Source organism: Streptomyces umbrinus, from assembly GCF_030817415.1.
GTDB lineage: Bacteria > Actinomycetota > Actinomycetes > Streptomycetales > Streptomycetaceae > Streptomyces > Streptomyces umbrinus_A.
In genome coordinates this window covers 3902523-3927832 of record NZ_JAUSZI010000002.1, presented here as the reverse complement: position 1 = coordinate 3927832, position 25310 = coordinate 3902523, and the positions used below count along the sequence as shown (strand labels likewise).

Genomic DNA, 25310 nt, shown 5'->3' with positions numbered 1-25310 from the left:
GCGGGGGTTCGGGGGCGGAGCCCCCGAGAGAAAAGGTCCCGCGGCCCCCTACCCCAGCTGCCACTTCTGGTTGGCAGCCCCCGTGCACGACCAGATCTGCGCCCGCGCCCCGTTCGCGGACGAGTTGTCGCTCACGTCCAGGCACTTGTTCGCGGCCGTGTTGACGAGGTCACCGGTCGAGGCGTTGTACGACCAGCGTTGCGCGCCCGAGCCGTTGCAGTCGTAGAGCTGGACCTTCGCACCGTCGGCGACGGACGCGCCGGTGACGTCGAGGCACTTCCCGAGGGAACGGACCGAACCGTCCGCGGCGACCGTCCAGTTCTGCGCGGCCGAGCCGTTGCAGTCGTAGAGCTGTACCGCCGTGCCGTTGGCCGACGAACCGCCCGCCACGTCGAGGCACTTGCCCGCGAGCCCCACGAACGACCCCGCCTGCTCGCCGCCGCCCGACTGGGTTCCGGACCAGGTGAAGGTCGCCGACGTCTTGCCGGGGAGCGAGTAAGTGGCGTGCTGCGAGCCCCAGTTGATCGTCACGGTCTTCGCCGCGCTCGCGTCGTTGTACGCGATCAGCGCCTTCGAACCGTCCGTGTTGCGCCACGCCACGTTCGGCACCGACGAGCTCGCCGTGGAGGCGATGCGCTGGGCTCCGGGACGTACGAACTTCGTCAGGTGGCCCATCGTGTAGTACTCGACCGTGTAGTCGACCTGGCCGTGCCGGGAGTCGCCGTTGTGCACGGTGACCAGACCGTCGCAGGTCCCGCAGCCGCCGTTGTGCGGGCCGCGGTTCTGGTCCACGGCCAGCGACCACTTGGTCACCGACTTCGCCCAGTTACGGGTGTAGTCGATGATGTTCATCATGTCCTCGCGCTGCTGGTTGGCGATCCAGGTGCCGCCCGAGTGCTCGGTACCGAAGGCGTCCAGCTGCGGATACTGGTTGTGCACGGTGGTCTGCTTGGCGACGTCGCCCCCGTAGCCGTGCCAGGCGATCCCGCCGAAGTTCGGGTGCGAGCGCACCGCCGCGTCGTCGACGGTCTGGGCGGCGTACGCGTCGTACGTGTCCCAGTTCCAGTCGTGCGCCAGCACCTTCGTGGACAGGCCCGCGCCCTGCAGCTTGGGCAGCAGCTCGCTCTTGGTGAAGTACGCGAGGCCCGAGCCGTTCCAGCTCATGGAGGGGTAGCCGGAGCAACAGGTCGGCTCGTTCTGGGCGGTGACGTAGTCGACGGGAACCCCGTGGTCGCGCACGTCTGGAGGTACTCCACCTGATTCTTGCGAGGATGCTCCGGCGTTCACGCCGGGGAGGAATCGCATCGTGTGATGGCGACGCGGAGCGTCGCCGTGTCCGGTCTTTTGGGGCGCGGAGCGCCCGCGAAGCCGCCGACGGAGCCGAAAAGCGAACGGGTGTGCCTGTGTTCGCTGGGTGGGGTGGCTTTGCCGTAGTGGGGGTACGGGTGTGCGCATGTCGCACGTACGGTCTCTTCATGGAAGCTGGGGCGATCGGGCGGGGGCGTGGGAGGGGGATGTCGTGTCGGTGGTGAAGGGGGCCGGGGACGCCGGGCATGCCCGGCGGACGTTCCGGCTGCGTGTGTCGTCGACCGCCGAGCGTGGACTGGTGGCGGAGTGGGACCGGTGCCGGTGGATCTGGAACGAGTCCGTCGCCAAGTCCAAGCAGACCGACCTCTGGAACAAGAACCGCGCCGAAGACACGGACAAGGCGACGTGCGGTCCGGCCCGGCTCGACACGATGCTGACCGAGGCCCGCGCGAAGACGCTGTGGCTGCGTGAGGGCTCATCGGTTCCCCAGCAGCAGATCATCCGCGACTTCGGCAAGTCCCGTGCGAAGGCGCAGAAGGACATCCGTGAACGTCTGCCGCAGCATCGCCGGGCCGGGATGCCGAGGTACAAGAAGAAGCGTGAGGCTGACCCGAGCCTGAACTACACCAGGCGCGGCTTCCGGCTGAAGGACGGCCGTCTGCACCTCGCCGGGAACATCGCCCTGATGGTCGTGTGGTCGGGGGACCTTCCCGCCGAGCCGTCCTCGGTGCGTGTGTACCGCGACAGCCTCGGGCACTGGTACGCCTCGTTCGTCGTGCCGGCCGAAGTCCAGCCGCTGCCCGAAACCGGCCAGGTGATCGGGATCGACTGGGGGGTCAGGGAGACCGCGACCACCACCAGCGACACCCACGACCTCCCCCACGCCCGGCACGGGAAGAAGGCCCAGGCGAAGCTGTCGCGGTACGACCGCATGATGGCCCGCCGCAAACCCGCCAAGGGGCAGGCGGCCTCCCAGAGCTACCGCGAAGCGAAGAAGCTGCGGGCCAAGGCGTACAAGAAGGTGTCCCGGCAACGCCAGGACACCGGCCGCAAGTGGGCCAAGCGTGTGGTGGCCGACCACGACGCCATCGCCGTGGAGGACTTCCGCCCGAAGTTCCTCGCGAAGTCGACCATGGCGAGGAAGGCCGCCGATGCCGCCATCGGGGCCACCAAGAAGGCCCTGTTGGAAATGGCCCGCAAGCACGGCAGGATCGTGCACCTGGTCCATCCCGCGCACACCACGATGGACTGCGCGCAGTGCGGAGCGAGAACCAAGCACGCACTACCGCTTTCGGAACGAACCTACGCCTGCGCCGCGTGCGGAACCGTCTCGCCCAGAGACAAGAACTCCGCCCGCGTGATGCTGGCCCGGGCTGGTCTCCACCCGGCTGGTGCTGATGGTGCAAGACCTGGCGGGACGCTGTTCCGCCAGGCGGCCTGAGCCAGGAATCCCCCTCGTTTACGAGGGGGAGGATTCAACTACCGCACGGACTACCAGCCCCCCGTCGGAGGCCTCGACCAGGTCCTCGGCCTCACCGGGATGTGGGGGGACGCGCTCACGCTCCCGGTCGGCGCCGAGGACCGATTCGCCATGGACGGCGTGGAGTTGTACGGCAAGGCCGACCAGGCGCTGCGCGCCAACGTCGTCACCGACGCCGCCGTGTACCCCGTCGAGGAGGGCCGCTCCGCCGCCGTGAAGATCACGGTCGCCACCACCGGTTCCGCTCCCATCGAGGAGCCCGTCACCGTCGCGTACGAGACGGCCGGCGGCCGCGGTTCCAGATCCCGCTCATCTACGGCGTGGACGCGGTGCACGGCCACAACAACCTCGTCGGCGCCACGATCATGCCGCACAACATCGGCATCGGTGCGACGCGCGATCCCCAAGTCGCCTACGAGACGGGGAAGGTGACCGCCGCCGAGGTCCGAGCCACCGGCATCCCGTGGGACTTCGCGCCCTGCCTGTGCGTCACGCGCGACGAGCGCTGGGGGCGGACCTACGAGTCGTTCGGTGAGGACCCGGCGCTCGTCGAGTCCATGGAGACCGTCATCCAGGGCCTCCAAGGAGCGCCCAGTGGCAAGGACTTGAAGAGGAACGACAAGGTCCTCGCCACCGCCAAGCACTTCGTCGGCGACGGCGGCACGGAGTACGGCTCGTCCACGACCGGCACGTACACCATCGACCAGGGCATCACCAAGGTCACCCGGCGGGAGCTCGAAGCCGTTCACCTCGCGCCCTACCAGGACGCCGTGGACCGGGGCGTCGGCACGGTCATGCCCTCGTACTCCTCGCTCGACATCCTCGGCGACTCCGAGGGCCCGGTGAAGATGCACGCGGACGCCGTGATGATCAACGGTGTGCTCAAGGACCGCATGGGCTTCGACGGCTTCGTGATCAGCGACTGGCAGGCCATCGACCAGATCCCCGGCGACTACGCGAGCGACGTCCGTACGTCGGTCAACGCGGGCCTCGACATGATCATGGTCCCGTACGCGTACAAGGACTTCCACAGGACGCTGTCGGACGAGGTGACCGCCGGCCGGATCTCCGGGAAGCGGATCGACGACGCCGTGTCCCGCATCCTCACGCAGAAGTTCAAGCTGGGGCTCTTCGAGAAGCCGTACGCCGACACGAGCGGTGCCTCGGCGATCGGCTCGGCGAAGCACCGGGCCGTGGCCCGCGAGGCGGCCGCCGAGTCCCAGGTCCTGCTGAAGAACGCGGGCGGCGTGCTGCCGCTGAAGAAGTCGCAGAAGGTGTACGTCGCCGGCTCCAACGCCGACGACATCGGCAACCAGACCGGCGGCTGGACCATCACCTGGCAGGGCTCCTCCGGGAAGATCACCGACGGGACGACGATTCTGGAGGGCATGCGGAAGACCGGGAGCGTGGTCACGTACTCCAAGGACGCGTCGGCGCCGACGGACGGCCATGACGTGGGTGTCGTGGTCGTCGGCGAGACCCCGTACGCCGAGGGCGTCGGCGATGTCGGCAACGGCAACGACCTGGTGCTCTCCGCCGCCGACCGGGCCGCCGTGGACAAGGTGTGCGGCGCCATGAAGTGCGCGGTGCTGATCGTCTCCGGGCGGCCGCAGCTCGTCGGCGACCAGCTCGGCGGCATCGACGCGCTGGTCGCGTCCTGGCTGCCGGGCACCGAGGGCGACGGCGTCGCGGACGTGCTGTATGGGAAGCGGGCCTTCACCGGTCAGCTCCCGCTCACCTGGCCGAAGACGGAGGCCCAGCTGCCGATCAACGTCGGCGACTCCTCGTACGATCCGCAGTTCCCCTACGGATGGGGGCTGACCACGCTGACCTCCGTGCCGGGCGGTGGCACCAGCGCCCTGAAGGCACTCGCCGTCGCGGCCGCCGTGGCCGAGAAGGCCGGGTCCGAGACCGCCGGGCGCGCGATCGTCACCAAGGCGCGGCTGCTCGTCCAGCAGAAGATGGGGCAGACGATCACGGCGGCGAGCGCGAAGCCCTTCGCCGACGCCGATCACCTGCTGCTGACCCGCCGCTACGGGCAGGCGGTGGCGAAACTGACGGAGGCGTACCGGGCGGTCTGACCCCGCTGGACCGATACATGTCAGGTCCGGTGGGCGGCGAATGCGCCGCCCACCGGACCTGAGGTTCGTTTTCGGTCACTCAGGAGTAGCTTCGAAGGTATGAAGGCCGCACAGACCCTCAGGCTAGGACTCTCCGTACTCCTGATCGCTTTCGCGGCCTTGGCGGTGCTGTCCGTCGGGGCCACGGGCGCTCACGCGGCGACGGACGTCTCGACGGTCGCCGACGCCCTGAAGAAGAGCCCCGTGTACGTCGACCCGTCCATGTCGGGGCAACTGTCGTCGGCCGACGCCGACGCCCTCGCCGAGAAGATCGAGAGGGCCGACAAGCCGGTCTTCGTCGCCGTGCTCCCCGCGGACTTCCCGAAGCAGGACGTCTTCCAGAACCTGCGCACCGCGACCGGCATCACGGGCCTGTACGCGATCCGGCTCGGCGACGCGTTCGACGCGAAGGCCGACTCCTCGGTCCTGTCGCAGGACGGCGTGAAGAACCTCGTCACCAGTGTCCAGGGCGAGGACACCAAGACCCAGCTCGACAACTTCACCGACCGGGCCCTCGCCAACGTCGGCGGCTCCGCGCCCAGCGGCTGGAGCGAGGGCGGGGGCGGCGTGGACACGGGTGCCCTGATCGGGGCCGGCGCGGTGATCGTGGCGGGCGGAGCCGGCGCGTACACCCTTGTGCGCCGCAACCGCCGCAGGAAGGAAGCGGAGCGACAGGCCGCGCTCGACAAGCTGCGCGTCGTCGTCGACGAGGACATCACCGCCTTCGGCGAGGAGCTCGACCGGCTCGACTTCCACCCCGCGGAGGCGGGCGCGGACGACGCGATGCGCGCCGACTACGAGCGCGCCCTCGACTCCTACGACAAGGCGAAGTCCTTCATGGCCGCGGCCACCCGCCCCGAGGAGGTGCGCGCCGTCACCCAGTCCCTGGAGGACGGGCGCTTCTCGCTCGCCGTGCTCGCCGCGCGCCGCGAGCACCGGCCCGTCCCCGAGCGCCGGGCCCCCTGCTTCTTCGACCCGCGCCACGGCCCGTCGGTCGCCGACGTCACCTGGACGCCGTCGGGCGGGGCAACCCGCGAGGTGCCGGTCTGCGCCGCCGACCAGGTCCGGCTCGCCGAGGGCCACGACCCAGCCGTCCGTGAGGTCGACACCGACTACGGCCGCCGCCCCTACTGGGAGGCGGGCCCGGCGTACGGCCCCTGGGCGGGCGGCTACTTCGGCGGCGGCATTCTGCCCGGCCTCCTCGTCGGCACCCTGCTCGGCTCCATGATGGCCAGCCCGTCGTACGCGGCCGACTACGGCTCCGGGTACGGGGACTTCGGCGGCGGAGGGTACGAGGGCGGGGACGTGTCCGGCGCCGACTTCGACTCCGGTGACTTCGGCGGCGGCTTCGGAGGCGGTGACTTCGGGGGCGGCGGGGACTTCGGAGGGGGTTTCTGAACCCCGTCGGCTTCCGCTGAGAACGGTGGCTTCCGGCCGCTGAAGGGGGCGAGGGGACGGGAACGGGCATGGGCCCGGCGCTTTGCGGCACCGGGCCCATGGACCTCGTACGGGAGATGAGGCGGACGTCAGAGAGTCGACGCCGCCGAGGCGATGGCCGACGCGAACGTCGAGACCTCGCTGTAGACGCCGGGGGCGTTGGGCCGGGCACAGCCTATGCCCCAGCTGACGATGCCGACCTGGATCCAGGCGCCGGCCGCGTCCCTGCGGAACATCGGGCCGCCGGAGTCGCCCTGGCAGGTGTCGACGCCGCCCGCGGTGAAGCCGGCGCAGATCTCCTCGCTCGCGACGAGACCGCTGTAGCCGCTGTAGGAACGGCAGGTGGCGTCGCTGACGAACGGCACGGTGGCCTTGAGCATGTAGCGCTGCTGCGCGCCGCCCTCGCTGGCCGCACCCCATCCGGCGACGGTGAAGTTGCCGGTGTTGTACTGCGTGGTCGTGGCGATCTTCAGCGTCGGCAGGTTGATCGGCTGGGCGAGCTTGATGAGCGCCCAGTCCTTGCCGGTGCCGTTGTAGCCGGGGGCCTGCAGGACCTTGGTGGACCTGACCTGGACCCGGCCGCTGGTGTTCTGGAGGTCCACGACTCCGGCGGTGGCCGTGATGCTGGTGTTGTTGCCGGAGCCGCTCACACAGTGCGCGGCGGTGAGCACGATCTGCTGGGTGTACAGCGCGCCGCCACAGCCCATGGACAGCCGGACCATGAACGGGAACTCGCCCTGCGCGGCGCGGGTTCCGCCGACCACGGGCGCGGGGGCGGCCTGGGCGTTGGAGACGGGCTGAAGGCTGACGACCGCGAGGGCGGCCGCACCGGCGACCGCGCATCTCTTGAGGGCCTTGAGGAGGTTCTTCAACGTGATGCCTTCCGTGGGGGGTTGACATGCGAGCTGGTGGAACCGGATGCGGGTGCGACAGAAATGGCAGGCACATGCCAAGGAAAGCGACAAATATCCGCGTCTGCTGGCATGAGCCGGTCAATTTCTGTTGAGGGATTATGCGAACGCTGTGAGCGCTGCCACAAGGGGTGAAATTCGGCCGCCCCTATCCGGTCAGGCCGAGTCCGATGCTCCGGTCAGGCCGAGCTCCCCGCCCCCGGCACGACCAGACCCGTTTCGTACGCCATGACCACCGCCTGGGTCCGGTCGCGCAGTCCGAGCTTCGAGAGCACCCGGCTGACGTGCGTCTTCACCGTCTCCTCGCCCACGTGCAGACGCCCGGCGAGCTCGGGATTGGACAGCCCCTCGGCGAGCAGCCGCAGTACCTCCGACTCACGCGGGGTGAGGACCGCGAGCGCGTCCCGGCGCGGCGCCCTGGGCTTCAGCCGGGCGAACTCCGCGATCAGCCGGCGCGTGACCCCGGGCGCCAGCAGGGCCTCCCCGGCGGCGACGACCCGTACCGCGTCGAAGAGCCGCTCCGCGGTGACGTCCTTGAGGAGGAACCCGCTCGCTCCCGCGATGAGGGCGTCGTACACGTGCTCGTCGAGGTCGAAGGTGGTGAGGATCAGCACGCGGGGCGGGTGCGCGGGCCCGGCGTCGCCCATCAGTTCCGCGGTCGCCTGGATGCCGTCCGACACCGGCATCCGTACGTCCATCAGCACCACGTCGGGCCGCTGTTCCCTGCATACCCGGACCGCCTCCGCGCCGTCCCGCGCGGTGCCCACGACGGTGAAGTCCGGCTGGGTGGCGAGGAGTCCGGCGTATCCGGCGCGGACGACCTCGTGGTCGTCGGCGACGACTATGCGGACGGGGCGGGGTCCGGTGGGTACGCCGGCCGCCGCCTCGGCGTTCGTCTCGGCGACCGCTTCGGGTGCGGCTTCGGGGGGTGTCATGCGAGAGCCTCCGCCCGTACGGGAAGGCGGGCCTCGACCAGGAAGCCGCCGCCGGGTGCGGGGCCGGTGCGGAGGGTGCCGCCCACGGTGGCCGCGCGTTCGTGCATGCCGAGGATGCCGTGCCCGACGCGGTCACGGTCGGCCGGGTGTCCGGGGGTCGACCCCGGAAGCAGGTCCGGGTCCAGGCCCCGGTCCGTTGTCGCGTACGCGGAGCTCCAAGTCGTCCGTTCCGTAACGGAGTTCCACGTCGACGGCGGCGCCCGGAGCGTGTCGGCGGGTGTTCGTCAGGGCCTCCTGGACGATGCGGTAGGCGGTGACCTCGATGCCCGGGTCGAGCGGGGCGACCGTGCCGCTGACGATCAGCCGGGTACGGGAACCCGCGGCGTCCCGGGAGTCGTCGATCAGCTCCATCAGCTGGCGCAGCCCCGGCTGGGGGCGCCGGGTGACCCCCACGTCCGCGTCCTCGCGCAGCACTCCGAGCAGTCGCCGCATCTCCGTCAGCGCGGCCCGCGCGGTGTCCCCGATGGCGAGCAGCCGGGTGGCTCCGTCGGCCGGCAGCCCCTGGGTGGTCAGCCGGGCGGTCTCGGCCTGCACGGCGATCATCGAGATGTGGTGGGCGACGACATCGTGCAACTCCCTGGCGATACGGGCCCGTTCACCCCGTGCCGCGTGTTCGAGCAGGGTGTCGGCGAAGGCCCGTTCCGTGGCGCTGTGTGCCTGTGCCGCCGTCCGGACGTGCCGGGTGATGCCCGTGGCCGCCGCCGCGGAGGCGAGCGTGGCGACCAGGACGGCCACGACGCGGACGGTGGAGTCGGCGGGGTCGCCTGCCGCGGCCAGCGCGAGTCCGACGTACGGCAGCACGAGCAGGCCGCTGAGCAGGGGTGTTCCCGCCCGGCCCAGCGCATGGACGGTGATCAGCTGGGCCGCCGTCCCGGCGAGGGTGAGGGCCCGGAAGGGCTCCAGGGCCAGGACGCAGGTGGTCGTGAGCGCGATGGCCGCGGTGCCGCGGACGGGCGCCCCGCGCTCCGGCGCGAGGACGAACCCCACGGGCAGAGTGGTGCACAGCGCGAGCAGCAGGGCGAGCGCGAGATTCCCGCGCAGTCCGGCGGCGCGGACCAGGATCTCGACGGCGGCGAGGACCGCGAGACCGACGGAGAGCACGACGGGGGAGAGGGGCCCGGTACCGGCGGCCCTGACCGCACCGGCGGAGAACAGGGCCGAGGAGCGAGTGTGTGACGCGGGGGAGAGGCGTCGCATCGCTCGGCCGAGAGCGCGTACGCCACGGCCGGGGGCGCGTGTGCCGTGGTCGACGGCCCGTACGCCGTGGTCGAGGGCGTCTGCGCCGCCGTGGTCGAAGATGTCTGCGCCGCCGCGGTCGCGCGAGCGCATGTCGGCGCGGGAGGCGGCGGCCCGGCGCAGTCCCAACGGCCAAGGTCGACCCAGCCCGAACGGCCAGGATCGGCGCAGCCCCGACGGCCAGGATCGGCGCAGCCCCGACGGCCGGGGTCGGTGCAGCCCCACCGGCCAAGCCGCACAAGGGTGTTCCGCGGGTCGGGAGACCGCCCACCCCGTCGTCACCTTGTCCGCGTCGCCCGCCTCGTCCACGTCCGCCATTCTGCCGCCGCCCGCGCCGGACCGCGTCCCCCAGGTCAGCAGTGCCGTATCCCTCGCGCGGGGGATGCCGTCCCCCGGGCCGGGGGCGGCGAAGACTGCTCCCGGGCGGGACGACGCCGAGCGCCGGGGTCCCTAGCCTCGCTGGACATGGACGCAACCATCGAAGTCCGGGACCTCCGCAAGAGGTTCGGGCAGACCGTCGCCGTGGACGGACTCTCCTTCACGGTCGAACCGGGCCAGGTCACCGGCTTCGTCGGCCCCAACGGGGCAGGCAAGTCGACGACCATGCGGACCGTACTCGGCCTGGACGCCCCCGACACGGGCCACGCCCTCATCGGCGGGCGCCCCTACCACGCCCTGCGCACCCCGCTGTTGGAGGTCGGCGCACTGCTCGACGCCGCCGCGCTGCACCCGGCCCGCCGCGGTCGCGACCATTTGCGCTGGCTGGCCCACTCGCACGGCCTGCCCATGCGCCGGGTCGACGAGGTCCTCGAACAGGTCGGCATGGAACAGCCGGCCCGGCGCAGGGCGGGCGGCTACTCGCTCGGCATGCGCCAGCGCCTCGGCATCGCCGCCGCGCTCCTCGGCGACCCGCCCGTGCTCCTCTTCGACGAACCGGTCAACGGCCTCGACCCCGAGGGCATCCAGTGGATCCGCGGCCTGCTGCGCCGACTGGCCGCCGAGGGCCGGGCGATCCTCGTCTCCAGCCATCTCATGAGCGAACTCGAGGACACCGCCGACCACTTGGTCGTCATCGGCCGGGGCCGTCTGATCGCCGACACGGCCGTCGCCGACCTGCTGGCCGCCGCGTCCGGCGACCGCGTGGCCCTGCGTACGAGTGCGCGTACGGAGGCGATGGAACTGCTCGCCCACAAGGGCGGCACGGTCGCGGTGACCGGCCGCGACACCCTCACCGTCACCGGTCTGCCGCCGGAGCGGATCGTGGCGCTCCTCACCGAGGCCGGGATCGCGTTCGCGGAGGTGGGCTCCCACCGGGCCACCCTGGAAGAGGCGTACATGGAACTGACCCGGGACTCCACGGAGTTCGTCTCCGCGGTGGACGGCGAGGTCGCGCGATGACGTCCTCCCCGACACCACCCTCCCTCACTCCCCCGACACCCGCGCCCAGCACCCCGTACAGGTCACAACTCCAGCCAGGGCGGGACGGGTTCGTACGGCTGGTGCGCGCGGAGTGGAGCAAGTTCTGGACCGTACGGAGCTGGCTGCTGGTCCTCGTGCTGGCCGCCGCCGCCACGGTCGTGATCTCGCAACTCGGCGCGAGCGGCTCCGTGAACGACTCCAACGGCCGGGTCCGTATCGTCTCCGCCCCCGACGGCACCCGCGTGGACGACACCTTCCGCTTCGTCCACCGGCCGCTCACCGGGGACGGCAGCGTCACGGTCCGGGTGTCCGGCATCGAGGGACGCGAGGGCAGGTCCCCGGAGCCCTGGGCGAAGGCCGGCGTCATGGTCAAGTCGAGCACGAAGCCCGGCAGTTCGTACGTGGCCCTGATGGTGACCCCGGACCACGGCGTCCGTATGCAGTGGGACTTCACCCACGACGAGCAGGGCTCGTCTGCAGGTGCGCGCTGGCTCCGGCTGACCCGCTCGGGCCAGGAGCTGACGGGCTACGAGTCGCCGGACGGCCGCGAGTGGACGAAGATCGCGACCGTCCGCCCGGCGGACCTGCCGAAGACCGCCCGGGCGGGTCTCTTCGCCGCCACCCCGGCGCACACCACCCTGCGCCGCTCCTTCGGCGGGACCTCGGCGACCGCGGGCATCGCGACCGCGACGGCGGACTTCGACCACGTGGAACTGCGCGGCGACAGCGCCCGCCCCTCCTGGACCAGCACCGACGTGGGCGCCCCCGATCCGGACGACCCGGACCTCCCGGCGTCGGGCCCGGCCCGGCCGATCCCCGGCAGCACGGAGGCCACCGGCGCCAGCGCCTTCAGGGTCACCGGCCAGGGCGACATCGCCCCGGACCAGACCGGCGGCGACACCGTCCAGATGAGCTTCCAGGGCGTCTCCGTGGGCGTCCTGTTCATGGTGGCGCTCGGCGCGCTCTTCATCACCGCCGAGTACAAGCGCGGCATGATCCGTACGACGTTCACGGCGAGTCCGCGCCGGGAACAGGTACTGGCGGCGAAGGTCCTGGTGATCGGGGGAGTGACGTTCGCCGCGGGGCTCGTGGCGACGGCCCTGGCGTTCCCGCTCGCCCAGGAAACCCTGCGCTCCAATGGCTTCAAGCCACCCGCGTTCCCGGATCTTTCGATGCTGGAGGGGGCCGTTCCGCAGGCGGTCGTCGGCAGCGCGCTCCTGCTGTCCCTGGTCGCGGTCCTGGCCCTGGCCGTGGGCGCGCTGCTCCGCAGCAGCGCGGGCGCGATCACGGCGGTGGTGGTCCTGGTGATCCTGCCGCAGATCCTGGCGTTCGCCCTCCCGCTGCCGGCCGCCGAGTGGCTGCTGCGGCTGACCCCGGCGGCGGCCTTCGCGATCCAGCAGGGGGTCACCCGCTATCCGCAGGTGGACCACAACTGCCTGCCGGAGAGCGGCTGTTACCCGATGGCCCCCTGGAACGGCCTGGCGGTGCTGGGCGCGTACGTGGCGGTGGCGCTCGCCCTCGCGGTCTGGCGCCTGCGCAGGAGGGACGCGTGAGTCGCTCGATGGCGCTCCGGCCGCTGCACGCCGAGTGGACGAAACTCCGTACGCTGCACAGCAGTTGGTGGCTTCTGGCGGCGACCGCGGTCCTCACGGTCGTGGTCGGCGCGGCCGCGGTGTCCGCCGTCGGCACCGGCGCGTGCCCGTCGGCGGCCGACTGCCACGAGGACACGGTGAAACTGAGCCTGACGGGCGTCTGGCTGGGCCAGGCGACGGCCCTCGTCCTCGGCGCGCTGTCGATGGGAGCGGAGTACGGCACGGGCACGATCCGCACGACACTGACGGCGATGCCGCACCGGGTGTCGCTGCTGGTGTCGAAGGCGGCGGTCCTGGCCGCCATGACGGCGGCCGCGGGAACGGCTGCGATTCTCGGTTCCCTCTACGCGGGCCGGCTGATCCTCCCCGGCAACGGCTTCACTCCGGAGGCCGGCTACCCGCTCCCGTCCCTGGCCGACGGCCCCACGCTCCGCGCCGCCTTCGGGTCGGTCCTCTGCCTGACCCTGACAGCCCTGCTCGGCCTCGGCCTCGCGGCCCTGCTGCGGGACAGCACGGGCGCGATCACGATGGGCCTCGGCCTGCTGTACGCGGTCCCGCTCCTGGCCGGCGTCCTGGGCGACCCGAGCTGGCGGGACCGTCTCGAACGCTGGGCCCCGATGCCGGCGGGCCTCGCCGTCCAGGCCACGCGTGACCTCTCCCGCCTCCCGATCGGCCCCTGGCCGGGCCTCGGCGTACTGGCGGCGTACGCACTCGGGTTGCTGCTGGTGGCGGGCGCGGCCTTCAGGGTGCGGGACGCGTAGGGGCCCCTTCCCTTTGGGAGGGGCCCCATTCGTATGTGTGTGACTGCGGGTGGGCGGGGGCTGGTCGCGCAGTTCCCCGCGCCCCTGAAAGGCAAAAGCTCGCGTGCACCCGTGCTTTTGAGGGGCGCGGGGAACTGCGCGAGCAACCACGATGCACCCGCGGCCGACACGCATACGAATGGCCCCCGACGGCTCAGCGAGCCGGACCCGGCAGCGCCAGCCATTCCTTCCAGGACAGGTCCCGCCCGATGAACCGCGGCCGCTCGAAGGGCCACGCCTCACCGATCCACCGCGGCACGAGCGCGTCGAGATCCCGCTCCAGAGCGGTCCCCACCTGCTCGTCGACGACCCACCAGGAGATCTCGGCATCGGCACCGGCCTTCTCCGGCGGATCGATGTAGACGCACCCGTACTCGACGCTCTCCGCCGCGTCGAACAACACGTAGTTGAACGACTCGTGAGCGGCGATCTCGGCCTCGTGCCGCTCCAGGTCCGCCAGGTTCGCCTCGTACGTGATCGTGGCGGCGGGCCATCCCCAGGCCTCCCCGAAAATGGACCACAGCCGTTCCCGGGACGCCATCACCGTCGGGTAGTCGATCGCTGCGTCGCCCCCGGTGATCGGCCGCAGATGGTGCCCACCGGGCACGTCGACACGCAGCGGATGGACGAAGTCAGCGGGCAGCCAGGTCATGCCCGGAGGCTAACCGCCTGCCCGTCGACCCGCACCGGGTTATTCCATGGGCTGTCCGAGGGGCCGCCCGCCGTCGTCGGAGCGGACACCGTCTGCGTAAGCACCGTCCGCGTGGGCGCCGCCGCTCACGCGGACCGTGAGGGCCCCTGTCCGCCGCGCGGCCCCACCCACCATCAGGGCGAGCCCCACCAGCACGACACTCACCCACACCGGCGAGCGGTACCCGAGACCCGCCCCGATCGCGAGCCCGCCCAGCCATGGCCCGAGCGCCCCGCCCACGTTGAACGCGGCCGTGGCGAAACCGCCCGCCAGGGTGGGCGCGCCGGCCGCCTCGTACAGCACCCGGGAGATCAGCGTGGACCCGACGCCGAACGACAACACGCCCTGTACGAAGGCGAGTACGACCGCCGCCACCGGGTTCCCGGCGGTCAGGCCGAGGAAAGCCCACCCGACGAGCAGGGCCACTCCGCCCCCGACGAGGACCCGTCCGGGCCGGGCGTCGGCGATCCGCCCGGCGACGGCGACCCCGACGAACGACCCGCACCCGAAGAGCGCGAGCACGAGAGGCACCCAGGCCTCTCCCAGCCGGGCGACGGAGGTGATGAGCGGTGCGAGATAGGTGAAGGTGCAGAAGGTGGCACCGTTCACCAACGCCCCGAGAAGCAGGGCCACTTGAAGCCGGGGCGCGCGAAGTGCCCGCACCTCGCCGCGCACACTCGCGCGAGCGGCCTCGGGCACCCCGCCCGGCACGGACCGCACGATCGCGAAAAGCGCGGGCACGGACAGGACGACCACGGCCCAGAAGGCGGCCCGCCACCCCCACAACTGCCCGAGAACGGCACCTCCCGGCACCCCCGCCACACAGGCGACGGTGACCCCGCCGAGCAGCACGGACATGGCCCGCCCCTTGGCATCGGCGTCGACCATCGCCACGGCCGTCACGACGGCGACCGCGAGGAAACCGGCGTTGGCGAGCGCGCCCACGACCCGGGTGACCAGCAGCACGGTGAAGCTGTCGGTGACCGCACCGACGACATGGACAACGAGGAAGGCGCCCAGAAACCCGAGCAGCGCCGCACGCCGGGACCAGCGCCGCGCCAGGACGGCCATGAGCGGCGCCCCCACCACCATCCCCGCGGCGAACGCCGAGGTCAGCGCCCCGGCCGCCGGTACTGACACCCCCATCTCCCGCGCGATGTCCGGCACCAGCCCGGACAACATGAACTCGGAAGTCCCCTGAGCGAAGACAGCGAGCCCCAACAGATACAGACCGAACGGCATGACAGAACTCCGCACACCCGAAAACGAACATGACAGGCTGCACGGCGTTCCGGTGACGGGCACGGTGACGGTGACGACAGCGACAACGGCAGGAGCGTGTACGCGCTTGACCGCGACGCTTCAGCCGGACATCCCGAGCAGCCACCGGAAAGCCGGTGGCCGGAGTCTTGACGCCTCGGGGCTGGACATGGGGGCAGGCTAGCGACGCCCGACTTCCCCGGTCCACTCAATTGCCGGCGAACCTCTCCGCGAGGTCGCGATGCCAGTCCGCGGTCTGCTTCGCCTGAGTGCCGCTGATGGTCGATCCGGGCATGAGGCCCAGGCGTTCGACCATCTCCGCGAGCCGCAGATGCTCGCGCCGCGCGTGCTCACGGCAGGCGAGGCAGGTGACGCTGTCCGGACGAGGCGAGGTCATCGCGTACGGCACCCGCAGCCCGCACCCCGTGTCGACAGCGCTCGGCAGGTCACCGGCCAGACCGAACGTGGACGCCAGCACATTGCGGGCAGCGGCGTCATCCCGGGCGACTTTCGCCTCGACATGGATGTGCGGATCATGACCGTGCTCGTCCATATGTCCTCCTCACGACATGTCTTCCTCACGACCCTGCCGAAGCCGGCTCGTCGAAGATCCAGCGTCCCGAGTGCCCCGGCGGCAGGGCCAGATCGTTGCGCACCGCGGAGTAGTACCGCTCCCGGGCCGCCCGTTGGCGGGCCGGCAGCGTCGACCAGGCCTCGGGGTCGTGGGTGCGGGCGTCCAGGAAGCGTTCCATCTCGATGACCAGGACGACCCACTCGCGTGCCCGTTCCACCACGTCCGGCGAGCCGAGCATCAGGAGCGCCTCGCCGACCGGATCGCGGGCTTCGAGGGCCGAGGCCAGTTGGGGCGCCGCATCCGCGGGGGAAAGGGGGTGCGGGTGCGGGTCGTTGCCAAGGTGGGCGGAGACCGGGTAGGTCAGGGTGACGCTCTTCTTCAGGACGCGGGCGTAGTCGGAGTACACGGTGAGGCGCCGTTCCTCCCAGCGCGCCGTCTGCTCGCGCCGGAACCGGACCTGGTCCCCGCGCACGATCGCCAGATACGAGCCGAGGGCACCGACGACCACGCCTGTCAGGGCGGGGAGTTGCTGTGTGAACGCGGACACCGGCGCACAGTAACGTCAGAGTCCCGTACGGCCAACCGGCCCTTGTAGGACGGAAACTGTCCTAGTCCCGTCCTACTGTCTCCTCATGGACGAGACCTCCGGCACCCCCACCGACACCTCCGGTGCCACCAGCACTCCCGAAGGCGCCGACACCCTCGGCGGCAAGGAGATCAGGGCCTTCACGGACGCGGCGGACCTCGAAGCCTGGATGTCCGCCCATCCCGGGCTCCGCGCCGGCGTCTGGCTGAAGATCGCCAAGAAGGGGTCCGGCCTGCCCTCGATCACCATCGCGGAGGCCCTCGACGTGGCCCTCTGCCACGGCTGGATCGACGGTCAGCGGCGGGGCCTCGACGACTCGTACTACCTGCAGAAGTACACCCCGCGCAGGCCCGGCAGCCTCTGGTCGATGGTCAACGTGCGCAAGGTCGAGGCCCTCGCCGCGGCCGGCCGGATGCGGCCCCCGGGGCTTGCGGAGGTCGCGGCGGCCAAGGCGGACGGCCGCTGGGAGGCGGCGTACGAGTCCCAGCGGAACGCCACGGTCCCGGACGACCTGGCCGCCGCCCTGGACCGCAGCCCGCGCGCGAAGGCCTTCTTCGAGGGGCTCGGCAGGACGGACCAGTACCTGGTCGTCCTGGGCCTGCTGAAGGCGAGGACCCCGGAGGTGAGGGCGGCCCGGCTGGAGAAGGCGGTCAAGGGGCTGGAGTCGGGGCGCCGGGCACGGTGACGTGCCGACAGGCACTAGGCCCCGGGCTCCCCACCTCCGGGCCGGAAGAGCTCGTTGAGGTCCGTCTGGGAGATCTGGTCGTCGGCGTACGAGAACGTGCCGTGGTCGGCCAACTCCCGGGCGGCGCGCAGCAGATGGCGGTACATCGTGCGGGCGATGCTGCCGCCGACCGTGACCCGCCGCACTCCGAGCGCGCGCAGGTCGTCCAGCGAGAGCGCGTTGCCGGTGAGCCCCATGACCACGTTGAGCGGGCCGCCCAGTTCGCGTACCAGCGTGCCGATGGTCGCTGCGTCACCGGCACCCGGCACGAACGCGCAGTCCGCGCCGGCCGCCAGATACGCGTTGGCCCGCCGCACGCACTCGTCGAGCGAACCGCCGACCAGCAGCGCGTCGGTCCGGCCGACCAGGACGAACGGCTCGCCACCGGCGTCGACGGCGGCCCTGGCGGCGCGGATACGGTCCACCCCGAGCGCCGTGTCGTAGAGCGGCCGGGCGCGCTCGCCGGTGAAGTCCTCGATGTTGCCGCCCGCGGCCCCGGCCCTGAGCGCCATCGAGATCGTGGTCGCCACGGTCTCGGGCGCCTCGCCGTACCCGTCCTCCAGGTCCGCGCTCAGCGGCACCCCGACCTCGTCGGCGATCTCGCGGACCCGGCGCATCATCGTCTCGCGGTCGACGCGGCCCTCCTCCGGCGCCTGCTCGGCGAAGAAGTCGTGGTCAGGGCGTCCGAGGGAGAACGCGACCCCCGCGCTCGTGGTCGCCACGGCGGGAAAGCCGGCCGACTCCAGGATCCGCGCGCTTCCCACGTCCCACGCGTTGGGGAGCAGGAAGCAGCCCTCCCGATGCAACTCGACGAAGCGTTTTGCCCGTTCGCGCCTGACGCTGTCCACGCGGCCCTTCCCCGTTGTTCCTCCGGCGATCCATGACCGCCCGGCCGGCCGGGCGTCCGCCGGGCGGCTGATCGCCTTCCGTCGGCCGAAGAAGAACGTACGACTCGGGAGCCATGAACCGAAACCCCCGTCGCGCCCCGTCGCGCCCTGACACAGCCGAGCGCCCGCCTCCCGCTCCCAGGGGATACCGGGGGAGCCGGACGACGGGCGCGCTCGGAGAACGATCGGAGGTCGAATCAGTGGGGAAACAGAACCCCGAACCCGATCAGGCGGCGTTCTTGATCGCCGAGATGTCGAAGTTCAGCTTGATCTTGTCGGAGACGAGCACGCCGCCGGTCTCCAGCGCGGCGTTCCAGGTGAGGCCCCACTCGGAGCGCAGGATCTCCGCCTTGCCCTCGAAACCGACGCGCTCGTTGCCGAACGGGTCCTTCGCGGAGCCGTTGAACTCAAGGTCGATGGCGAGCTGCCGGGTGGTGCCGAGAATCGTCAGGTCACCGGTGATGCGGTAGTCGTCGCCACCGAGGGCCTCGGCCTTGGTGGAGCGGAACGTCATCGTCGGGAACTCGTCCGTCTTGAAGAAGTCCGCGCTCTTCAGGTGACCGTCACGGTCGGCGGAACCGGTGCTGATGCTGTCCATCTTGACGTCGAGGGAAGCCGTCGACTGCGACGGGTCGGCGCCGTCCAGGTGCAGGCTGCCGGTGAAGTCCTGGAAACCGCCCTTGACGTTCGTCACCATGGCGTGACGGGCGACGAAGCCGAGCGTCGAGTGGGACGGGTCGATCGTGTAGTCGCCGGTGAGAGCGGCAAGGTCGGGGTTCACGGCGGCGGGCGCCGCGGTGGTGGTGTCGGTCTTGTCCTTGCTGCCGAAGAGGCCCATGACTAACTCCTTGGGGGACGAGCCCGGCCTTGCGCCGAAGCTGTTTAACGTTCAACGACATCGACCATAGACCTATTCCTTACGGGTTTCAACTGAACGCATGGTGTGTTGCACCGATTACTCCTGGTTGCCATTGGTCTACTCCTAAGATCACCCGTTGCCCCTCTGGTGAGCACACGGACACCTCGGGCACCATCGCCAGTCATGACCCCCACCCGCCGTACGTTCCTCCTGGCAGCGGCGCTCACGGCGAGCCCGGCGCTCATGCCGACCACGTCCGCCCATGCGGCCCGCGACGAAGACGAGTACGACACCCTGCGTCTTCGCTGGCTGGAGATCGCCCTCGGAGCGGGCTACGACCCGACCGCCGAGCCGTACGCCGCCCGCCTCGCCGAGACCGGCGAACTGGCGCGGGGCTTCCGGCAGACCATGGCCCCGACCGCGACCTCCCTCTGGCCCGGTTACCCCTATGACCCGCCGACAGGCATCACCCAGAGCTACAGCCGGCTGTGGACGATGACGCAGGCGTACGTCCAGGAGGGCACGGGGTCCACCGGCGACGCGGGCCTGCGCACGGACATCCTCCGCGGCCTCGACCACCTCTCCGCCACCGTCTACAACCCCTCCACCACCCGCTACGGCAACTGGTGGGAGTGGCAGATCGGCAGCCCCCGCCTCCTCATGGACATCGTGGCCGCCCTCCACGGCGAACTCACGGCCGACCGGGTCGCCGCCGCCTGCGCGGCCGTCGACCACTTCATCCCCGACTCGATGCTCCGCGACTACTCCGGCACCTCGACCGGCGCCAACCGCGTCGACCTGTGCCGCTCCGTCGCCCTGCGCGGCATCCTCGGCCGCGCCCCCGAGAAGACCGCACTCGCCCGGGACGCGCTCTCACCGGTCTTCCCGTATGTCACGAAGGGGGACGGGCTGTACGCCGACGGGTCGTTCGTCCAGCACACCTGGGTCGCGTACTCGGGAACGTACGGGCAGGTCCTGCTCGACGGACTCGGCCGCCTCTTCGCGCTGCTGGCCGGTTCGACGTGGGCGGTGACCGACTCCAACAGACAGATCGTCCTGGACAGCGTGGAGGGTTCCTACGCGCCCCTGATCCACGACGGGCTGATGATGGACAGCGTCAACGGGCGTGCCATCAGCCGCGGATACCTCAAGAGCGACGACCGCCACATCATGCGCAGCGACCACTTCCACGGGCAGGGGCTGATCGCCGCGATCGCGCTCCTCGCCCAGGGTGCGAGCGCGGCGGAGCGCGAGCGCTGGCACGCGAGCGTCAAGGGATGGATCGAACGGGACACCGTCACACCGCTCCTGACGGCACCCCAGTTCGGCGTCGGCGACCTGGCCCGGCTGCACGCGGTCGCGGACTCGGCGGTCGAGGCCGCGCCCGAACCGGTCGGCCACCGCCTCTTCGCCGCCATGGACCGGGCCGTCCACCGCCGCCCCGGCTTCACCGCGAACATCGCCATGGCCAGCGACCGGATCGCGTACTACGAGTGCGGCAACGGCGAGAACCCGCGCGGCTGGCACACGGGCGCCGGAATGCTCTATTGGTGGGCCGACGGCATCGGAGCTCGGTCCGATCAGTACACCGACTGGTACTGGCCGACCGTCGACTGGTACCGGCTCCCCGGCACGACCGTGTCCACCAAGCGGCTCGCGGACAGGGCGGGCGGGGAGTGGGGCGAGCCCAAGCCCGCCGTGCGCTGGGTCGGCGGCGTCACGGACGGGGAGTTCGCGGCCGTCGGACAGCACCTGGTGGGCCTCGGGTCGACCCTGGAGGCCCGCAAGTCCTGGTTCTGCCTCGCGGACACCATCGTCTGCCTGGGCGCGGGCATCACGGCCACCGACGGCGTCCCGGTCGAGACGGTCGTCGACAACCGCAACCTGGGGGAGGGCGGCACCCAGCCCCTCGTACGGGGCCCGGGGTGGGCTCACCTCGAAGGCCACGGCGGCTGGGTGGTCCTGGACCGGTCCGCCCTGCGCACCCTCCGCGAGGACCGCACCGGCGCCTGGTCCGACATCAACACCACCAGCACCACCGAGGCCCGGACCCGCCGCTGGCAGACCCTCTGGCTCGACCACGGCACCGATCCGGTGGACGCCTCGTACGCGTACGCCGTCCTGCCCGGAGCCTCGCGCCGCACGGTCGCCGCCCGTGCGGCGGACCCCCGCCGGCTGTCGGTCCTCGCCAACGACTCCGGCCGGCAGGCCGTGTCCGTGCCCTCCCTGGGCCTGACCGCCGCCAACTTCTGGCGGGCGGGCCGGGCGGGCCCGCTCACCGCCTCGGCCCCCGCGAGCGTGCTCGTACGCCGCCGCGGCCGCACCGCTACCCTCTCCGTCAGCGAACCGCCGCGCACCGGAGAGGCCCTGGAGATCGTCTGGGACCGTCCCGTACGCCGGGTCGTGCATGCCGGTCCCGGCGTCGAGGTGCTCGCCACCGGACGCCGTCTGAGGGTGCGTGTCACTCCGGGGATGGCATGCGCCACGCATGAATGTGAGGTGACTCTCAGCTGACGGCTTTGTGCGACCCCTACAAGCCACACGCCCTCTGAGCAGTCGGATCGCCTGCATGCGGTCATGGTTCTGTTCAGGGGTACCAGTAAAACGGGCCGGAGACTGTACGGAGTCGACGGCCCGCTTTCCTTGGTGGGCTTCGTAAGGTCGCTACATGACCGTTTTGGACGAGACCGGATCCTCGGCAGGCGAACCCACCGACGCCCGCGGGCGCGTGGCCGAACTGCACGCGATCCGTGCGGAGGCTCTTCGCGGACCCAGTGACAAGGCGACCGCGGCGCAGCACGCCAAGGGCAAGCTGACCTCCCGGGAGCGGATCGAGCTTCTGCTGGACGCCGGCTCGTTCAACGAGGTCGAGCAGCTGCGCCGCCACCGGGCGACCGGCTTCGGCCTGGAGGCCAAGAAGCCGTACACGGACGGTGTGATCACCGGCTGGGGCACGGTCGAGGGCCGCACGGTCTTCGTGTACGCGCACGACTTCCGGATCTTCGGCGGCGCGCTGGGCGAGGCCCACGCCACGAAGATCCACAAGATCATGGACATGGCCATCGCGGCCGGTGCCCCGCTGGTCTCGCTGAACGACGGCGCGGGCGCCCGGATCCAGGAGGGCGTCAGCGCGCTCGCCGGTTACGGCGGCATCTTCCAGCGCAACACCCGCGCCTCGGGCGTCATCCCGCAGATCTCCGTGATGCTCGGCCCGTGCGCGGGCGGCGCGGCCTACAGCCCGGCCCTGACGGACTTCGTCTTCATGGTCCGCGAGACCTCGCAGATGTTCATCACCGGCCCTGACGTCGTCAAGGCGGTCACCGGCGAGGAGATCACCCAGAACGGCCTGGGCGGCGCCGACGTGCACGCCGAGACCTCGGGCGTCGCGCACTTCGCGTACGACGACGAGGAGACCTGCATCCACGAGGTGCGCTACCTCCTGTCGATGCTCCCGCAGAACAACCGCGAGAACCCGCCCCACGCCGACTCCGAGGACCCCGCCGAGCGGCGCTCGGACGTGCTCCTCGACCTGGTCCCGGCGGACGGCAACCGTCCGTACGACATGACCAAGGTCATCGAGGAGCTCGTCGACGACGGCGACTACCTGGAGGTCCACGAGCGCTGGGCCCGCAACATCATCTGCGCTCTCGCCCGCCTCGACGGCCAGGTGGTGGGCATCGTCGCCAACCAGCCGCAGAGCCTGGCCGGGGTGCTGGACATCGAGGCGTCGGAGAAAGCTGCGCGTTTTGTCCAGATGTGCGACGCTTTTAACATCCCGATTATCACGCTGCTGGATGTCCCCGGGTTCCTCCCGGGCGTCGACCAGGAGCACGGCGGCATCATCCGCCACGGCGCGAAGCTCCTCTACGCCTACTGCAACGCGACCGTGCCGCGGATCTCACTGATCCTCAGGAAGGCCTACGGCGGCGCGTACATCGTCATGGACAGCCAGTCCATCGGTGCCGACCTCACCTACGCGTGGCCCACCAACGAGATCGCCGTGATGGGCGCCGAGGGCGCCGCCAACGTCATCTTCCGTCGGCAGATCGCCGACGCCGAGGACCCCGAGGCGATGCGTGTACGCATGGTCAAGGAGTACAAGGCCGAGCTGATGCACCCCTACTACGCGGCCGAACGCGGTCTGGTCGACGACGTCATCGACCCCGCCGAGACCCGCGAGGTACTCATCCGCTCCCTCGCGATGCTGCGCACGAAGCACGCCGACCTGCCCTCCCGCAAGCACGGAAACCCGCCGCAGTAGTAACTCGACGGACCCACCGCGGCAACCCCGCGGACCCCTCTCTCACGGAGACTCACCCACATGGACATCCCTGATATTCGCGTCGAGAAGGGCCACGCCGAGCCCGAGGAAGTCGCCGCCATCACGGCCATCCTCCTGGCCCGCGCCGCCTCCGCCCCGGCCGCGGCCCCGACCCACCGAGGCCGCGCGAAGGCCGGCTGGCGCCGACTGGAGCGCGAGCCGGGGTTCCGCGCCCCGCACAGCTGGCACTGAGCCTTTGAATGGGCCCCCTCCTACGCGGAGGGGGCCCATTCGTATGTGCTGTCGGCTGCGGGCACGTCGTGGTTGCTCGCGCAGTTCCCCGCGCCCCTGAAAGACAGAAGCTCGCCTGCACCCCGTGCTTTTAAGGGGCGCGGGGAACTGCGCGACCAGCCCCCACCCACCCGCAGCCGAACACGAAGAAGTCCCCACCCCGACACAGAAAGGGGCCCCTCCCGAAGGAAGGGGCCCCTTTCGTACGGCTGAGCGCCGCAGGCCTACCGCAGGCGGGCCATCAAGGCGTGCTCCACCAGCGTGATGAGCGCCGACTTGGCGTCCGCGCGGTGGCGGGCGTCCGTGGTGATGATCGGCGTGTCGGGCCCGATCTGGAGCGCCTCCCGGACCTCGTCCGGGTTGTACGGCTGGTTGCCGTCGAAGCCGTTCAGCGCGATGACGAACGGCAGCCCGCTGTTCTCGAAGTAGTCGACCGCGGGGAAGCAGTCGGCGAGACGGCGGGTGTCGACCAGCACGATCGCGCCGATCGCGCCGCGTACCAGGTCGTCCCACATGAACCAGAAACGGTCCTGGCCGGGCGTACCGAACAGGTACAGGATCAGGTCCTGGTCCAGGGTGATACGACCGAAGTCCATCGCCACCGTGGTGGTGGTCTTGTCCCCCGTGTGGGTGAGGTCGTCGATGCCCGCCGAGGCGGACGTCATGACGGCCTCGGTACGCAGCGGGTTGATCTCCGAGACGGCCCCGACGAACGTGGTCTTGCCCACGCCGAAGCCGCCCGCCACCACGATCTTCGCGGACGTGGTGGAGCGGGAAGGCCCTCCGCTAGAGCTTGCGAAGTCCACTGAGCACCCTTTCGAGCAAAGTCACGTCTGGCTGACCGCCGGCGTTCTCGTCGCCGCCGGGCTGATGGATGGCGACCAGGCCCGCCTCCGCCAAGTCGGCGACGAGGATCCTGGCCACGCCGAGAGGGATCGTCAGGAGGGCCGAGATTTCGGCCACCGACTTGATCTCCCGGCAGAGGTTGCAGATCCGCTGATGCTCGGGCAGCTGGCCCTGCATCTGGTGCGGCTGCGCGGTGGTGTGCACCAGTGCCTCGATGGCGAGCTGATACCGGGGCCTGGTGCGGCCGCCCGTCATGGCGTAGGGGCGGACCAGCGGGTTGCTGGCGCCCCCCGCGGGCGACGGTTCGGGGGAGCGGCGCTGCGGCTGCACGGGCTGGATGCGCGGCGCAGGCGGCTGGTCGTACGGAGAGGGGCCCGGGCCCTGGGGTGCGTAGGGCTGCTGGCGCCGCGGGGACGGTGCGGAGGGGAAGTTGTACCGGTTCGGCGAGTCGTTGCCGCCCTGACCCTGGCCAGGGCCATAGGACCAGTTGCCCGAAGACGAACCGCCTGGGGGTGTTGCCACTTTCTCCTCCTCCGACCGTGCCGGGCCCATCAGTGTGGAGCCGTGTCCGAAACCTTACGGCCACGGGACGCCAAAACGCATCGCTTGTCTGCTAGTTGAGAAGGCTCCCCTGGAGCTCTGCACGCAGATCTGGCGTCAGAACCGTACCGGCACGGTCCACCAGAAGGGCCATCTCGTACCCGACGAGACCGATGTCCGCTTCCGGATGTGCGAGTACTGCGAGCGACGATCCATCGGAAATGGACATGAGGAAGAGAAATCCCCGCTCCATCTCCACAACCGTCTGATTCACGCTCCCGCCCTCGAAGATGCGGGACGCGCCCGCGGTCAGCGAGGTGAGACCCGACGCGACGGCCGCCAGCTGGTCGGCACGGTCACGCGGGAACCCGTCGGACATCGCCAGAAGGAGTCCGTCGGCGGAGACCACCACCGTGTGGGACACCCCGGGGGTGTTGTCCACGAAGTTGGTGATCAACCAGTTCAGGTTCTGTGCCGCCTGGCTCATCGGGCT

21 protein-coding genes and 2 pseudogenes are annotated in these 25310 nt (G+C 70.9%); 10 read left to right on the top strand and 13 right to left on the bottom strand.

What is annotated here, in order from left to right:
* Positions 1-48: 48 nt before the first annotated feature.
* Positions 49-1236, bottom strand: a pseudogene (locus QF035_RS17170) (ricin-type beta-trefoil lectin domain protein); the annotation flags it as partial.
* A 283-nt stretch (positions 1237-1519) separates the two neighbouring features.
* Here QF035_RS17170 and QF035_RS17165 point away from each other — a divergent pair.
* The 3 genes and pseudogenes from QF035_RS17165 to QF035_RS17155 all read left to right on the top strand — a co-directional run bounded on the left by QF035_RS17165 (position 1520) and on the right by QF035_RS17155 (position 6306).
* The gene (locus tag QF035_RS17165) at positions 1520-2749 is read left to right on the top strand and encodes an RNA-guided endonuclease InsQ/TnpB family protein (protein ID WP_307521199.1); all 1230 of its coding nucleotides are present in this window, start codon (positions 1520-1522) and stop codon (positions 2747-2749) included.
* Between the two features lie 33 nt (positions 2750-2782).
* Positions 2783-4869 (top strand): annotated as a pseudogene (locus QF035_RS17160) (glycoside hydrolase family 3 N-terminal domain-containing protein); the annotation flags it as partial.
* A 99-nt stretch (positions 4870-4968) separates the two neighbouring features.
* Entirely contained in the window at positions 4969-6306 is a 1338-nt protein-coding gene (locus QF035_RS17155; protein WP_307521198.1) for a hypothetical protein, read from the top strand.
* A 128-nt stretch (positions 6307-6434) separates the two neighbouring features.
* On the opposite strand, the gene QF035_RS17150 is transcribed toward QF035_RS17155, so the two are convergent.
* The 3 genes from QF035_RS17150 to QF035_RS17140 form a co-directional block, all read right to left on the bottom strand.
* Positions 6435-7217, bottom strand: a complete 783-nt coding sequence (locus QF035_RS17150; RefSeq protein ID WP_307521196.1) for a serine protease — start codon at positions 7215-7217, stop codon at positions 6435-6437.
* Between the two features lie 218 nt (positions 7218-7435).
* The gene (locus QF035_RS17145) at positions 7436-8191 is read right to left on the bottom strand and encodes a response regulator (RefSeq protein ID WP_307521195.1); all 756 of its coding nucleotides are present in this window, start codon (positions 8189-8191) and stop codon (positions 7436-7438) included.
* A gap of 132 nt (positions 8192-8323) precedes the next feature.
* Positions 8324-9616 (bottom strand): sensor histidine kinase, encoded by a 1293-nt coding sequence (locus tag QF035_RS17140; RefSeq protein WP_307521193.1) that lies wholly within the window; start codon positions 9614-9616, stop codon positions 8324-8326.
* A 336-nt stretch (positions 9617-9952) separates the two neighbouring features.
* Between QF035_RS17140 and QF035_RS17135 the strand changes: the two genes are divergently transcribed.
* The 3 genes from QF035_RS17135 to QF035_RS17125 are packed head-to-tail and all read left to right on the top strand — an operon-like array spanning position 9953 to position 13259.
* Positions 9953-10885: an ABC transporter ATP-binding protein gene (locus QF035_RS17135; RefSeq protein WP_307521192.1), complete on the top strand. Its 933-nt coding sequence runs from the start codon at positions 9953-9955 to the stop codon at positions 10883-10885.
* Positions 10882-12459, top strand: coding sequence for an ABC transporter permease subunit (locus tag QF035_RS17130; protein ID WP_307521191.1), 1578 nt, complete (start codon positions 10882-10884; stop codon positions 12457-12459). The genes QF035_RS17135 and QF035_RS17130 overlap by 4 nt, the downstream gene beginning before the upstream one ends.
* Entirely contained in the window at positions 12456-13259 is an 804-nt protein-coding gene (locus QF035_RS17125; protein WP_307521189.1) for an ABC transporter permease subunit, read from the top strand. Before QF035_RS17130 ends, QF035_RS17125 begins: the two co-directional genes overlap by 4 nt.
* A 193-nt stretch (positions 13260-13452) precedes the next feature.
* On the opposite strand, the gene QF035_RS17120 is transcribed toward QF035_RS17125, so the two are convergent.
* The 4 genes from QF035_RS17120 to QF035_RS17105 form a co-directional block, all read right to left on the bottom strand.
* On the bottom strand, positions 13453-13950 hold the full coding sequence (locus QF035_RS17120; RefSeq protein ID WP_307521188.1) for an N-acetyltransferase: 498 nt from the start codon (positions 13948-13950) through the stop codon (positions 13453-13455).
* 39 nt (positions 13951-13989) lie between these two features.
* Positions 13990-15231, bottom strand: coding sequence for a Cmx/CmrA family chloramphenicol efflux MFS transporter (locus QF035_RS17115; protein ID WP_307521187.1), 1242 nt, complete (start codon positions 15229-15231; stop codon positions 13990-13992).
* Positions 15232-15457: 226 nt separating this feature from the next.
* Positions 15458-15802: a hypothetical protein gene (locus tag QF035_RS17110; RefSeq protein WP_307521186.1), complete on the bottom strand. Its 345-nt coding sequence runs from the start codon at positions 15800-15802 to the stop codon at positions 15458-15460.
* A gap of 25 nt (positions 15803-15827) precedes the next feature.
* Positions 15828-16370, bottom strand: a complete 543-nt coding sequence (locus QF035_RS17105) for a hypothetical protein (protein ID WP_307521184.1) — start codon at positions 16368-16370, stop codon at positions 15828-15830.
* Between the two features lie 85 nt (positions 16371-16455).
* Here QF035_RS17105 and QF035_RS17100 point away from each other — a divergent pair, with 85 nt between their 5' ends.
* A complete protein-coding gene (locus QF035_RS17100) occupies positions 16456-17094 on the top strand; it encodes a YdeI/OmpD-associated family protein (RefSeq protein WP_307521183.1) in 639 nt (212 codons plus the stop codon).
* A gap of 14 nt (positions 17095-17108) precedes the next feature.
* On the opposite strand, the gene QF035_RS17095 is transcribed toward QF035_RS17100, so the two are convergent.
* A complete protein-coding gene (locus QF035_RS17095) occupies positions 17109-17981 on the bottom strand; it encodes an isocitrate lyase/PEP mutase family protein (RefSeq protein WP_307521182.1) in 873 nt (290 codons plus the stop codon).
* A 265-nt stretch (positions 17982-18246) separates the two neighbouring features.
* Entirely contained in the window at positions 18247-18858 is a 612-nt protein-coding gene (locus QF035_RS17090) for a YceI family protein (protein WP_307521181.1), read from the bottom strand.
* A gap of 204 nt (positions 18859-19062) precedes the next feature.
* On the opposite strand from QF035_RS17090, the gene QF035_RS17085 reads away from it, so the two are divergent.
* The 3 genes from QF035_RS17085 (at position 19063) to QF035_RS17075 (ending at position 23392) form a co-directional block, all read left to right on the top strand.
* A complete protein-coding gene (locus QF035_RS17085) occupies positions 19063-21393 on the top strand; it encodes a polysaccharide lyase 8 family protein (protein ID WP_307521180.1) in 2331 nt (776 codons plus the stop codon).
* Positions 21394-21547: 154 nt separating this feature from the next.
* Entirely contained in the window at positions 21548-23140 is a 1593-nt protein-coding gene (locus QF035_RS17080; RefSeq protein ID WP_307521179.1) for an acyl-CoA carboxylase subunit beta, read from the top strand.
* Between the two features lie 60 nt (positions 23141-23200).
* On the top strand, positions 23201-23392 hold the full coding sequence (locus QF035_RS17075; RefSeq protein WP_055614000.1) for an acyl-CoA carboxylase subunit epsilon: 192 nt from the start codon (positions 23201-23203) through the stop codon (positions 23390-23392).
* Between the two features lie 263 nt (positions 23393-23655).
* Here QF035_RS17075 and QF035_RS17070 read toward each other — a convergent pair whose 3' ends face one another.
* From QF035_RS17070 to QF035_RS17060, 3 genes are all read right to left on the bottom strand, one after another.
* Entirely contained in the window at positions 23656-24237 is a 582-nt protein-coding gene (locus QF035_RS17070; protein WP_026248371.1) for a GTP-binding protein, read from the bottom strand.
* Positions 24218-24799: a DUF742 domain-containing protein gene (locus QF035_RS17065; RefSeq protein ID WP_055614001.1), complete on the bottom strand. Its 582-nt coding sequence runs from the start codon at positions 24797-24799 to the stop codon at positions 24218-24220. Before QF035_RS17065 ends, QF035_RS17070 begins: the two co-directional genes overlap by 20 nt.
* Positions 24800-24890: 91 nt before the next feature.
* Complete coding sequence (locus QF035_RS17060) at positions 24891-25304, bottom strand: roadblock/LC7 domain-containing protein (protein ID WP_055614026.1); 414 nt, start codon at positions 25302-25304, stop codon at positions 24891-24893.
* Positions 25305-25310: the final 6 nt, after the last annotated feature.